This window comes from Burkholderia sp. BCC0097, assembly GCF_902832985.1.
In the GTDB taxonomy this organism is placed as follows: Bacteria; Pseudomonadota; Gammaproteobacteria; order Burkholderiales; family Burkholderiaceae; genus Burkholderia; species Burkholderia orbicola.
In genome coordinates, this window is record NZ_CADFDM010000004.1 from 131,206 (window position 1) to 143,925 (window position 12,720).

The window sequence follows — 12,720 nt, forward strand, 5'->3', positions numbered from 1 at the left end:
GCGAGTGCCGATCGATGCCGATGCGGGTCGATCGGCAGAAAAAATGGTCGATGAGCGAAGCGTGGTCGGAAAGAAATCGGTTGCATGCGCAACCGGAGCGGACTCGATGGTAGTCCGTCAGTCGCCGAACAACTGCCTCTGTCCGGAGATCACGCGTTCGAAATCGTCGCGCAGGAACGGCAGGATCGCATCGGCGACCGGCTGAATCTGGCGGCTCAGGTAGAACGCATAGTCGATCGGCGAGCGCATCGTTTCGAGCGGCTCGGGGCCGGCCGTCGTCATCACGTAGCTGATCCAGCCGCCGCGCTGATACTGCAGCGGCCGGCCCTGCGCCTGATTGAACTCGTCGGCGATGCGCGCCGCGCGCACGTGCGGCGGCACGTTGCGCTCGTATTCGCGCAGCGGCCGGCGCACGCGCTTGCGGTAGACGAGCTGGTCGTCGAATTCGCCGGCCAGCGTGCGCTGCACGTAGTCGCGAATGAAATCCTGGTACGGCTCGCGCCTGAACACGCGCCGGTACAACTCGCGCTGGAACTGCTGCGCGAGCGGCGTCCAGTCGGTGCGCACCGTTTCCAGTCCCTTGAACACGAGATCCTCGCCGCCGTCGGCCGTTGCCGCGAGCCCCGCATAGCGCTTCTTGCTGCCTTCTTCCGCGCCGCGCACGGTCGGCATCAGGAAGCGGCGGTAATGCCGCTCGTATTGCAGCTCCAATGCGCTATCGAGCCCGAACTGTTCGCGCAGATGGGCGTGCCACCAGCGATTCACGTGCGCGACGAGTGCGCGGCCCTTGGCGCCGGCTTCGTCGTCGTCATGTGCGCGGCCGAGCCACACGAACGTCGAATCGGTATCGCCGTAAATCACTTCGTAACCCTGAGCTTCGATCAGCTTGCGCGTGCGGTGCATGATTTCGTGGCCGCGCATCGTGATCGATGACGCGAGGCGCGGATCGAAGAAGCGGCAGCCCGTCGAGCCGAGCACGCCGTAGAACGAATTCATGATGATCTTCAGCGCTTGCGACAGCGGCGCGTTGCGCTGGCGCTTCGCGTCGTCGCGGCCCTCCCACACGCGGCGCACGATGTCGGGCAGGCAGTGCGCGGTGCGCGAGAAGCGCGCGCCGAGAAAACCGGGCACCGATGCGTCGTCGCCAGGATTCGCGAGCCCCTCGATCAGGCCGACCGGATCGATCAGGAACGTGCGGATGATCGACGGATAGAGGCTCTTGTAGTCGAATACGAGCACCGAGTCGTACAGCCCGGGCCGCGAATCCATCACGAAGCCGCCGGGGCTGTTCTGCCCCGTCACGTCGCCGAGGTTCGGCGCGACATAGCCGAGCCGGTGCATGCGCGGCAGGTACAGGTGCGTGAACGCCGCGACCGAGCCGCCGGTGCGATCGGCCGCGAGGCCCGTGACGCTCGCGCGTTCCAGCGCGAAGGACAGCAGGTCGGCCTTGTCGAAGATGCGCGTGACGAGCTCGCAGTCCTTCAGGTTGTAGCGCGCGAGCGCGGGCTTGTCGTGCTCGAAGCGGCGCTGGATCTCGTCCATCCGCTGGTACGGGTTGTCGATCGACTTGCCTTCGCCTAGCAGCGACTGCGACACGTATTCGAGGCTGAACGACGGGAAGGTCCACGTCGCGGATTTCAGCATGTCGATGCCGTCGAGGATCAGCCGGCCGGCCGCGCCCGCGAAGAAGTGGTCGGGCTGCTGGCCGTGCGCGCGCCAGTCCAGCACGCTGCCGCCGCGCCCGAGCTTCAGCGGGATGCCGTATTGCTCCGCGTGCGCATGCAGGATGCGCAGGTCGAACTGCACGAGGTTCCAGCCGATCACCGCATCGGGATCGTGCCGGTCGAACCAGTCGTTGAGCCGTGCGAGCATCGCGGGGCGGCTGTCGCAGTAGTCGAGGTCGAAGTCCAGGGCGCTTGCGCTGCCGCTTGCGTCGCCGTTCGGCGGCCCGAGCATGTAGACCTGGCGCTGTCCGCAGCCTTCGAGCGCGATCGAATACAACTCGCCGTGGACGCTGGTTTCGATGTCGAGCGACACGCAGCGCAGCGCGGGGCGGTAACCGGTTGCGGGCTTCAGCTCGCCGCCGGTGAGCGTGCCGTCGCGGCCGGGCTGGCCGCGAAACGCCACGCATGCGGTGATGAAGCGCTCCATCGCGTAGCGGTCGGGCGGCTGCACGTCGGCTTCGTAGACGTCGACGCCGGCGGCGGCGAGCCGCTTCTGGAGCCCGGACAGATGCCGGTAGCGCTTGCAATAGAGGCCGACGACCGGGCGCTGCCGGAAGTCGCGTAGCGCGAGCGGGCGCAATTCGGCTTCGCGCTCGCCGGCCAGCGTGCGTTCGGCGAGTGCCTGCTGTTCGGCCGGGATGAACGCGACGGCTTCCTGCGGGCGCAACCGCACGCGGCGCGGACCGTGTTCGGTTGCCAGCCAGAACTCGATCTCGATGCCGGATGCGGTGTCCCGCCAGTGGCGGGTAAGGATGAAGCCCTGCTCGAACGCCGTCAAAACGCTTGCTCGTCGTGGATGCCCAGGCGGCGGATTTTAGCGCCTGGAAGCGGTTCGCGCCGATAGCGGCGCCATGGCATCAGGTGGCAGGAAGCCGGCGCGTGATGCGCCATTTCGTGTGGGCCGCATCGATCCGCCGCAGCCACCAGCGGCGCGCGACGATCGCGTGGTGCTTCTGCGTGACGTATTCGTCCACGGCAAGTTCGAGGGTATCGTCACCGACGCGCGACAGTGTCGCGGTGGCGCCGGAGCCGTCCGCGAATTCGATGACGGCGGGGTGTGGTTTGGCGGTGCCCGGCGCATCGTGGTCGAGCGTCACGATGCTGCCCGGATAGAGGTGCGAATGGCCGGTACGCAGCAGGACGGCGGTGGGCATGGAAGACGCTCCGGAAAACGGCGGCTGGGCAACGTGAGCCGGATTCCGGAGCCTACACGAAGGGAAGCGTTCGAGGGGTTATGGCGAGCTGACGCCAGGATGATCGGTGCCGGGGGCCGGACCCGAACCGGCACCCCCTCGAACATGCCCCTCATGCTCGATCGCCCCACCATGCGCCGCCCGCGCCGCGACCCGCACCGGCACCCCTGACGCCCTGGCCGCCCGCTTCGCCCACATCGCCGTCAGAATCGGCACGAGAATCGCCGTCACGAGGCACGCGGTCGCGACGATCGCCGTCGCCGCCGGCACCATCGGTTTGAACTTCGGAATCATCTCGCCGATGATCGCCGGGTTCGCGACCGCGGCGCCGGCCGTCGACGACGCGGCCAGCCCTGCCGTCCCGTTGCCGCCGCCCAGAAACTTGTCCGCGAGAATCAGCGGCACGCCCGTCACGACGATCACCGCGAGCCCGAGCGCGATGCCCGGCAGGCCGCTCTTCGCGATCACGTTGAGATCGATGCCGTTACCGAGTGCGAAGCCGAAGAACGGAATCAGCGGATGCACGCAGCGGCCGAACAATTCGCGCAACTCCACGTCGAGATTGCCGAGCACGAAACCGATCAGAAACGGCAGCACCGCGCCGATGAAAAGCCGCGTCTCGAACACCGCGACGCCGGCCGCGCCGAGAATCAGCATGCTGACGAGCGGCCCCGATTCGATCGACATCAGCACGAACGCGCCGGCCTCTTCCTTGGTGCCGTATTGCTGCATCACGGCCGCATAGAGGCCGCCGTTGGTCATGTCCATCGACGTCGTGATCGCGAGCAGCGACAGGCCCGCGAACAGGCCGGTGCGGATGCCGTCGTCGGGGATGAACCGCGCGGCGATCACCGTCGCGAGCCACGCGACCACGATCTTCGTCGCGAGCAGCGTGCCCGACTTGCGCAGCACGACACCCGTCGCGCGCAGGTCGATCGTCGCGCCCATGCAGAAGAACCAGACGGCGAGGATCGGCACGGTGCCCGCGATCAGGCCGTTGGTGAACGAGCCGAAGTACTTGCCTGCGTTCGGTGCGAACGTGTGCACGCACGCGCCCAGCAGCATCGGCACCAGCATGAGTCCGCCCGGAATGCGGTCGATGGCCTGTTTCAGCTTCACGTCTCCTCCGTGGACGTCGATGCGTCCCGTTGTCGAATGATGTCTGCTGACTGACTATAGGACATGATTCGGAACGGTGGTCCGTTTTCGTGAATTTCGATGGTCGTCGTATCATCCGGACGCGGCCGGCGCCGAGGTGACGACTGTGACGACCGTCGCGCAGGATCGAGCGTATGCCGGCCGCGAACCGGCAAACCGGAAAAAACACTACGGCGTGGAGGGCGAATGATGAAAATGACGATGCACATGGGCATCGCGCTGCTGGTGCTCGGCGCAAGCCTGGGCGCGAACGGCGCGCAAGCGAAGAGCACGGTCGATTGCGGGAAGCTCGATGCGGCCACGAGCGGCCCCGACGACAACTTCCGGCCGCCGGCGTCCGGTACGGTCATCGGCACGGGCCGCGCGTATTTTTACTCGGCGCCCGACGCGCAGTGCATTACGAAGCGCACCTTCATCGTTCCCGGCGATTCGGTGACCGTCTACAAGTCGCACGGGCGCTGGTACGACGTCATGTACGTGAACGGCAAGACCGGCGACGACGTCGAAGGGTGGGTCGAGCAGGGCCGCGTGCGCCTCGGCGGCCAATACGGCGCGCAGTAGTCGCCGTCGGCGGCGCCGCTACACCGTCGCCCCGGCGAAATCGCGCTGCAGGCTCTCCGCGCGCAACGGCCGCTGGTACAGGTAGCCCTGCGCGTAGTGGATTCCGACCGCATGCAGCGCGCGATGTTGCGCTTCCGTTTCCACGCCTTCCGCGATGATCTTCAGGCCGTAGTGATGCGCGACGGCCGCGATTCCCTCGATCAGCCTCGAGCTGCCGCTGTCCAGTTGCGACACGAACTGTCGATCGATCTTCACGTAGTCGAACGGGAAGCGCGACAGCATGTCGAGATTGCTGTGATGCGTGCCGAAATCGTCGATCGCGAATTTCGCGCCTTTCGATCGCAGTGCATGGAAGATCTCGGTGGTGCGCGCGTTTTTCTCGAGCAGGATGCGCTCGGTGACTTCGAGCACCAGCGTGAAGCCGGGCGGCAGCGCACGGATCGCTGCCTCGACGTCGGCCACGAACCGCCCGCGCTCGAGATCCTGCGGCGCAATGTTCACGGCAATGCGCAGTGGCGCGGACGGCGTCAGCGCGGTCAGCTCGGCGACCGCCGTGCGCAGCACGAATTCGGTGACCTTCGGCAGCACCGTGCTCGATTCCACCTGCGGGATGAACACGGCCGGGCTGATGGCCCCCCACTTCGGATGGTGCCAGCGCAGCAGCGCCTCGACGCCGACCGTCCTGCGCGTCTGCACGTCGACGATCGGCTGGTACACCACGTGGAACTCGTCGCGCCTGAGCGCGTGACGCACGGCTTTCAGCAACAGCCGCCGCGGCGCCATCGCGAGCAGGTAGGCGGCCATCACGAGGCTGTCGGCCAGCAGCACGATCGTCGCGCAGATCAGCCGGTAATGGCGCTGGACCTGTGACGCGTAGCGCGTTGATGCGATAACCGACACCGTGAAGGGCCAGCGCTGCGAAGCAATCGTGCTGCCGCCCGCGGCGGCCGCCTCCGTTTCCGGCGAGAACTTCCCCTGCTGATCGAGACGGCCAGAACCGGCGATCGAGAGCGTGGCCGTTTCCGCCCCGTTGCCGGTGCCGTGGGCGAGCGCGTCGGCCACGTAGTCGCCCTCGATCACATACAGGACGCCCGCGCCGCGCGCGGTGGATCGGAATACGGACAGCACCGGAATGCCATGCTGGAACGGCGTCTGGCGTAGCAGCGTGACGGTCATCGAGCCCGGTTCCGGCTCGCGCGCATACGCGGTGAGCGGCAGGTCGATCGAACCGAGCGCCGACGAGCACATCAGGCGGCCGTCGCTCACCAGCCCGACCGCACGCAGATAGCGCAGGCGAGTGCCCACTTCGGCGAGGGTCCGGAACACCGTCGCGCATGGCCGCCCGACGAGCGCGCTCAGTTCGTCCGCGTGTCGGAGGCGCACGCCGTCCAGGATGCGGTTAACGGAAGCCACGATGTCGTTTGCCACGACGCGCTCGTTCGCTGTGACGACATCGCGTGCGTAGCGGTCGGCCAGTACGATCGCGAACGCGGGCACGAGCACGCAAATGATCACGGCGGCGAGAAACATGACGCGCGGCCACGCGCCGTTGCGGTGGAAGAGGAGTGTCGAGCCGGGCGTGAGCGCCCGCAGCCCCGCGATTGCCTTTGGTGTTATACGCATGACGTGGCAAGTCGAACCGGTCGATACACCAGCGGCACGCACGCCGCATGCCCGAGTCGGGCCATGCGGCTCGCGCGCCGGTTTCGGATGCCTATCGATTCGGCTGTCGCGACGGCATCGGCAGTTGCTTGTCGCGATCGTCCGTCGATCTGGCGGTATCCCTCAATAACATGCGTACATTGAGCATGTATATAGGCGCAGCGTCTCGAAAAAAGACCCGGCCGCACAGTGTGTGCGGCCGGGACGAAAGACACCGTCTCTTGGCACGAGGATGGTGCGCGGCAAGTATATGATGCGGCGCGCTATTACGAAATATTGTTGTCTAAAAAATGCTGCCGTTTTGTGATTGTGTCTCAAAAAGAAACATTTCCGCGTGGCCCGCTTTCGGCGGTCGGCCGCGAGGGTGTCGAGCAGGAGCTTTGCGATGGAAGAAAATACCGCGCCCACGGTCATCGTGGCCGACGGCGCCGCCCTGGCGGACGGTGGTTCGCTGTGGATCAGGATTTCGGTGGACGGGCAGGCCCGCGACTATTCGCTCGATCGCGCACTCGCATCGCGCGGTACGCCGCGCTACGACAGTATCCGTGGTGTGCATGGCGTACTGTCGAACGACGAGCGACGGGAGTTGCGGATGCTGCTGGAGCGCATCGCCGACCTCGCGATGTGGGCCGGCATCGTCGACACGTTCATCCAGGTGCTGAAGCGCTCCGATGCGTCATGAACGATGCGGTGCCGGGCGAGATTCAAAAGTCGTTGCGCATCTTGTGAAGCAGGCCGCTGGGTGACTGATGCGTGTCCACGGCAGTGAGGACATCGGTCAGGAACCACGGCAGGTTCAGCTGCGTGTTGGAATCGCCGACGCAGACACGGATCGGCGGCGCGCTGGAGGGAGAGCGGGTGCCTGGTGCGGCGTCCCGCGACGGCACGCAATTTTTCGCGTATGCCTGAGCCGGAACCGGCGGCGCGACGGCACCCGAGGGCGCACCGGCGATGGCCGGCAGGCTGATGGCGGCAAACAGGGTCAGGGCAGCGGCAAGGGCGACGCGTTTCATGAGGGTTCTCCGGCGATGCTCGTTCGACCATGCGAGCCGGTGCGAGTTCGTGCGTGCGAGAGGCGTGTCACGTGCCCGAACGGGCCGCTCGGCCACGGGCGACGCCGATCGCCCGCCCCGGTCGCCGGCTGCACCGCTGCCGTGCCGCTTCTCCCGTCCTGCGCCGAAAGGCGCGCGTCAACGCGCTCGCGCATCCCGTCACTGATACCCGTAACACTGCTTCAGCCCCGCGTAGTCGTAGAAATGGCTGCCCGGCGCGAGCTTCGCACCGTCGCACGCGGCCTGGAAATCCGTCTCGCGCTCGTTGTACAGCATCTTCACGATGAGCCGCGACCCGTTGCGATAGACATCCCACTGCATGTTCGCGGCCATCGGCGAGACCTGGTCGCCGCGCCACGGGTTGTTCGCATACGTGTACGTCTGCGCCTGCGGCGTCGGCACGAACACGTTCTTCAGGTTCATGATCGACGCGAACGGAATCACGATCTCCGCATGCGTGAAGCGCAGCTTCGCGGCGTGCGTCAGGTCGCCGCGCGCGATCGCATCGACTTCGCCGAAGAAATCGTCCTGCAGCACTTTCGCCATCCGGTACGTCACCGGGTTTGCTTCCTGGATGCCGGGCCCTTTCTGGTAGTAGTCCTCGGCATCCTGCAGGTACGCGAGATACTGCGCCTGCTCCGCGCCGATGTACTTCTCCATCGTGACGCCGCCGGTTTCCGCGGTCATGGCCGGCGCGACCTGCAGCAGGTTGTACAGCACGTTCACCGCATCGACCGCCGTCGCGATCTTCGTCTTGCCGTCGCCCTTCAGCGTGTTGGTGAACTTGCCGTCCGCCGACGTGAACGCATAGGTGCCGGTGTTCGCGAACGTGTAGCCGTCGGAGCCGAGCTTCGCGATGAAGGCCGGCGACACGAGCGCGGCCAGCACCGTTTGCGCGACGTCGGCCGCCTGCGGCGCGGCCTTGATCGCCTTCAGCTTCGCGGCCACCGTCGCGTCGTTTGCATAGGTCTGGTACCCCTGGCTCGCCTGATAGGTCGCGTAGTACGGATCGCTCGTGTCGGTCACGAGATCGGTGGCCGGCTTCAGCGAGTGGAAATACAGCAGGAAGCGGTTGGTGCCGGCCGGTTGAGCGACCGGCGCGCTCGCCGGATAGCCGGCCGGCGCGGCCGGCAGCGTGATGGCCGGCGCCAATGCCGGCTGCGCGGCAACCAGCGCCGCCGAGAAATACGTCGAACTGTCGACCGCGCGATCCTGGCCCGAGTTGACGACGACCACCTGCCGGTTGCCCGTCGCAAACAGCGCGGGCAGCCGCTGCGCGAGACGCGCGGCGAGTTGCTGATGTTCGCGGATGCCGGTTTGCGTGAGGTTGCCGTACCCGGGTGTCGAAATGCCCTGCACGCCATAGCCGAGCAGCGCATTGGCCTTCATCATCGCGTACGTGTCGGCCTTGAGCTGCGCGCCGAGCGCGGTCAATGCGCCGTCCGCCTCTGCCTTGACCAGCATCGCGTAGATCGCGCCGTCGTACTTGAAGCCAGACAGCCCGCGCGAGCCGTGACGGGCGACGAGTTCGGTATAGACCGGCGCGTAGCCGGCCGGCGGCGCTTCGTACGTCGCCGCGTCCTGCTGCGGGCGGTACGGCGTCTTCGTCTGGTAGTAGGTCGCGGGAGCCGGAGTCGGCGTGGGCTGAGGTTGCGGTTGCGGCGCGGGCGTCGTGCCGTTGTTGTCGGCTGACGTGGCGGGCGGCGTCGAGTCATCTCCGCCGCAAGCGGCGAGCAACAGGCAGGCAATCGTGAGGGCGGCGGCGGTGCGGGTCGGGCGTGTCATCGTGGCGGGCAACGGACGGGACGATACGCATGCGCGTCGTCCCGTCTCCGGGGGAATGTGGTCGAGCCCCGAAGTGTTGCAAGCGACTTTGACAGCAGAATGTCAGGATGCGGTCGGACAATCGTCGGATTGCGGCCGGATCGACGATGACGACCGGCCGAGGCCGGCCCGTGTGCGGCCGTTCAGTGCAGCCCGGCCGATGCGATCGAGCGCACCGTATCGGTGATGTTCACACAGCGCGACAGGCCGAAATGCTCGGCTTCACGGCGTTCCGGTTCGCTGCTCGCGATCCCGACCGCGCGCTCCGGTGGCACGCCGAGCGCTTGCAGCGCGACATCGAACGGATGCTGATTCGATCTGGAGTCCTGTTGATCCGAATCCGTGACGACGACCGAGAAGCGGTCGAGGTTCGCGCGGCCGAACTGGCCTTCGAACATGTCGCTGAGCCGCGCGGCCGGCAGCGTCGTGACGAGGCCGAGCCGATAGCCTTCTTCCGATGCGCGGTCGAGCCACTGGATGATCGCGTCGCGCTGATGGCGCGATTCGCGCGAATCCGGTGTGGCTTCGATCTGCGCGAATGCTGCGTCGAGACGGGTGACGATGGCTTCGATGACCACGGTGATTCCTTTTCAGAAACGTGATGATCCGTTCGCCGACGGGAATGCCACACACCTTAGCGTCGATCCGGAAAACTCGACCAATTAATATTTTTCGCCGACTCATACGATTTGGCTAATGAATGGGGTGGCGAGCCAGCGCGGGCGCGGAATGCGGGTCGCGCGGCATGTCCCGTATGAATTGCATCGTATCGATCGCGTTCAACGTGATGCACCAGCGTGGCGCGCAGTGTGAATGCATCGAGTCTATGCATATGGAAAAACGGCATATCGAGCGATGCCCGCCCGATATGCCGCGTTGTGATGCCGTGCGCGAACAGGCGCGATCAATGCAGCTTGATCGACGGCTGGTGACGGCTTTGCAGCCAGTGGCTCAGCGACTGGAACAGCGCGCGCTTCATGCCGACCACGCTGAACAGGTGCTTGCGATACAGGAACTTGTACAGCCCGATCGCCGCCAGCCCGTCGACGATCAGTGAGCGCGAGCGCCCGCCGATGTCCGCCTGATACACGGCGCCCGCATGCCCGAGCGACACGACGGTGCCCGCATCGCGGAACGTGAAGCCGGCCACCGGCTTGCCGGCGACGCGCCGCGCGAATGCGTTGACCAGATACACCGCCTGCTGATGAGCGACCTGCGCGCGCGGCGGCAGAAACCCGCCTGCACCGGCCGACGGGCACGCGGCGCAGTCGCCGAACGCATACACGTGCGGATCGTCGGGGGTCTGCAGCGTGTCGGTCACGATCACCTGGTTCGACCGGTTGAGCGCGATGTCGCCGATGCTCCGCAGCATCGCGGGGCCCGCGACGCCGGCCGCCCAGATCGTGATGTCGCTCGCGAGCCGTTCGCCGGTCGCGGTCGTCACGGCATCCGCGCCGACTTCCGCCACGCGCGTCTCGGTCAGCACGTCGACGTTCAGCGCGCGCAGCTGCGCGTGCATCTTGCCGGACAGCCGTTCGTCGAGCGCCGGCAGGATGCGCGGGCCGCTTTCGATCAGCCGGATGTGCACGTCACGCGCGGACACCAGCGCCTTGAAGCGGTACGTCGTCAGTTGCTGAACTGCATGGCGCAGCGCGGCGGCCAGCTCGACGCCCGTCGCGCCCGCACCGATCACGTTGATGCAGATCGGCGCCGCGCGCCGCGCGGGCTGCTGCTCGGCCAGGTGATTCGCCTTCGTGCACGCAGCCAGGAACTTGCGGCGGAAATCCTCGGCCTGATCGAGGTTTTCTAGCGGCAGTGCATGGCGCTCGGCGCCCGGCACGTTGAAGAAGTTCGTCACGCTGCCGACCGCCAGCACGAGATCGTCGTAGTCGAGCGTGCGCTGCGGCAGGACTTCCGTGCCGTCCGCATCCAGTACGGCCGCGATCGTCGCCGTGCGCGCCGCACGGTCGACCCGCTGCAGCGCGCCCTGCACGAAGCGGAAGCCGTGGCGCTTCGCCTGTGCCGCGTATTCGATCGTGTGGGAGGCCGGATCGCGATGGCCCGATGCGGCTTCGTGCAGCAGCGGCTTCCAGAAGTGCGTCGGATAGCGGTCGACGAGCACGACGTCGGCGTGCCCGCGGCGCCCGACCGTATCGCCGAGGCGCGTCGCGAGCTGCAGGCCGCCGGCGCCGCCGCCGACGATCACGATGCGCGGCAGACGCGGTGCGCGGTCCGTTGCAAGGGTGGGCGTGGTGTTGTCCATGTTGGGCTCCCGCTGAATGACGATTCGGATGACATTGCTCAAGAACCGACGATATAGTTTCGAACCCACTCGAACAATTTAATGTTTATAAGCGACTCATATGTATTCACTTATAGGAAAGACCGCGACGTTCCGGCAGTTGAAGGCGCTGGACATGATCGCGCGGCTCGGCAGCGTGTCGCGCGCGGCCGAGGAGCTGAACCTGACGCAGCCGGCCGTGTCGCTGCAGGTTCGCCTGCTCGAGGAGGCCGTGGGCGCCGCGTTGCTGCAGCGGGTGGGGCGTGGCGTGCAATTGACCGCGGCCGGCGAGATCGTGTCGCGCTACGCGCGCGAGATCCTGCATCTGTGGAGCGAGGCCGGCGATGAAGTGGCCGCGCTGACCGGCGATCTCGGCGGCACGCTGCGGATCGGCGCGATCACGACGGCCGAATACCTGATCCCGCCGCTGCTCGTCAAATTCACCGCGACGCGCCCGCACGTTAAGACTTATTTCAAGGTCGGCAACCGCGACGACATCATCCGCATGCTCGCGACGCATGAAATCGATCTCGCGGTAATGGGCAGCGCGCCGAAGGAATTGCGCACGCACGCGGTGGAGTTCGCGAAGCATCCGATGGTGTTCGTCGCGGCGCCCGGCCATCCGCTGATGCAGCGCAAGCGCGTCGCGCTGAAGGATCTCGAATCCGCGCACCTGCTCGTGCGCGAACGCGGCGCGGGCACGCGCTCGACCGTCGAGAGCCTGTTCAAGAACGCGGGCTACCGCTTTCATGTGGGCTCCGAACTGTCGAGTAACGAGGCGATCAAGCAGATGGCCGAAGCCGGGCTCGGCGTCGCGTTCCTGTCGTTGCACGCGTGTGCGCTCGAACTGCGCACGGGGCTGCTCGGGCAACTGCCGTTTCCCGGCAATCCGATCGAGCGCGAATGGTACGTGGTCACGCTCGCCGACCGGCGGATTTCGCAGGTGACGGGGCTGTTCCGCGACTTCCTGATCAAGCAGGGCGCGCCGGTGATCGACGGCGCGACGGTGGCGCCGCCTGAGCGGCGGCGCAAGTAGGGGACGTATCGACCGGCCGGTCAGACGAGCCCGAAGTCGTCGTTGCTGTCGGGAATCGACGCGAGCAGCCGTTCGAGCCGGTACCAGCCGACCACGCGCAGGCACCACGCGGCGATCGCGGTGCGTGTGTTGCGGGCGTGGGGGCCGGATGAGGGGCGGGCGGCGGACGGCGCGCGCGCGATGAACGCCGCGCGTTGCGGGCAGGAATGGGGCATGACGGGCTCCGTAG

At 66.6% G+C, this 12,720-nt stretch carries 12 protein-coding genes; 3 read left to right on the forward strand and 9 right to left on the reverse strand.

Annotation, left to right across the window (positions count from 1 at the left end):
- Positions 1 to 117: 117 nt before the first annotated feature.
- From HWX07_RS14405 to kdgT, 3 genes are all read right to left on the reverse strand, one after another.
- Complete coding sequence (locus HWX07_RS14405) at positions 118 to 2,502, reverse strand: DNA polymerase II (RefSeq protein ID WP_175876664.1); 2,385 nt, start codon at positions 2,500 to 2,502, stop codon at positions 118 to 120.
- Positions 2,503 to 2,581: 79 nt separating this feature from the next.
- A complete protein-coding gene (locus HWX07_RS14410; RefSeq protein ID WP_175876665.1) occupies positions 2,582 to 2,878 on the reverse strand; it encodes a hypothetical protein in 297 nt (98 codons plus the stop codon).
- A 78-nt stretch (positions 2,879 to 2,956) separates the two neighbouring features.
- Positions 2,957 to 4,036 (reverse strand): 2-keto-3-deoxygluconate transporter, encoded by a 1,080-nt coding sequence (gene kdgT / locus HWX07_RS14415; RefSeq protein WP_244129984.1) that lies wholly within the window; start codon positions 4,034 to 4,036, stop codon positions 2,957 to 2,959.
- 234 nt (positions 4,037 to 4,270) lie between these two features.
- Between kdgT and HWX07_RS14420 the strand changes: the two genes are divergently transcribed.
- Positions 4,271 to 4,636: a hypothetical protein gene (locus HWX07_RS14420; RefSeq protein ID WP_226210494.1), complete on the forward strand. Its 366-nt coding sequence runs from the start codon at positions 4,271 to 4,273 to the stop codon at positions 4,634 to 4,636.
- Positions 4,637 to 4,654: 18 nt separating this feature from the next.
- Here HWX07_RS14420 and HWX07_RS14425 read toward each other — a convergent pair whose 3' ends face one another.
- Positions 4,655 to 6,259 (reverse strand): EAL domain-containing protein, encoded by a 1,605-nt coding sequence (locus HWX07_RS14425; RefSeq protein WP_175877100.1) that lies wholly within the window; start codon positions 6,257 to 6,259, stop codon positions 4,655 to 4,657.
- A 424-nt stretch (positions 6,260 to 6,683) separates the two neighbouring features.
- On the opposite strand from HWX07_RS14425, the gene HWX07_RS14430 reads away from it, so the two are divergent.
- On the forward strand, positions 6,684 to 6,980 hold the full coding sequence (locus HWX07_RS14430; RefSeq protein WP_175876666.1) for a hypothetical protein: 297 nt from the start codon (positions 6,684 to 6,686) through the stop codon (positions 6,978 to 6,980).
- Between the two features lie 22 nt (positions 6,981 to 7,002).
- On the opposite strand, the gene HWX07_RS14435 is transcribed toward HWX07_RS14430, so the two are convergent.
- The 4 genes from HWX07_RS14435 to HWX07_RS14450 all read right to left on the reverse strand — a co-directional run bounded on the left by HWX07_RS14435 (position 7,003) and on the right by HWX07_RS14450 (position 11,437).
- Positions 7,003 to 7,311 (reverse strand): hypothetical protein, encoded by a 309-nt coding sequence (locus HWX07_RS14435; protein ID WP_175876667.1) that lies wholly within the window; start codon positions 7,309 to 7,311, stop codon positions 7,003 to 7,005.
- Between the two features lie 198 nt (positions 7,312 to 7,509).
- Positions 7,510 to 9,135 (reverse strand): histidine-type phosphatase, encoded by a 1,626-nt coding sequence (locus HWX07_RS14440; RefSeq protein ID WP_175876668.1) that lies wholly within the window; start codon positions 9,133 to 9,135, stop codon positions 7,510 to 7,512.
- Positions 9,136 to 9,317: 182 nt separating this feature from the next.
- A complete protein-coding gene (locus tag HWX07_RS14445; protein ID WP_175876669.1) occupies positions 9,318 to 9,752 on the reverse strand; it encodes a phosphatase in 435 nt (144 codons plus the stop codon).
- Between the two features lie 326 nt (positions 9,753 to 10,078).
- A complete protein-coding gene (locus HWX07_RS14450; protein WP_175876670.1) occupies positions 10,079 to 11,437 on the reverse strand; it encodes an NAD(P)/FAD-dependent oxidoreductase in 1,359 nt (452 codons plus the stop codon).
- Positions 11,438 to 11,537: 100 nt separating this feature from the next.
- On the opposite strand from HWX07_RS14450, the gene HWX07_RS14455 reads away from it, so the two are divergent.
- Positions 11,538 to 12,491 carry a LysR family transcriptional regulator gene (locus tag HWX07_RS14455; RefSeq protein WP_175876671.1) on the forward strand — a complete coding sequence of 318 codons (954 nt, stop codon included), beginning with the start codon at positions 11,538 to 11,540 and terminating at the stop codon, positions 12,489 to 12,491.
- A 20-nt stretch (positions 12,492 to 12,511) separates the two neighbouring features.
- Here the strand turns inward: HWX07_RS14455 and HWX07_RS14460 are convergent, their stop codons facing one another.
- Positions 12,512 to 12,706, reverse strand: coding sequence for a hypothetical protein (locus HWX07_RS14460; protein WP_175808002.1), 195 nt, complete (start codon positions 12,704 to 12,706; stop codon positions 12,512 to 12,514).
- Between the last annotated feature and the right edge of the window lie 14 nt (positions 12,707 to 12,720).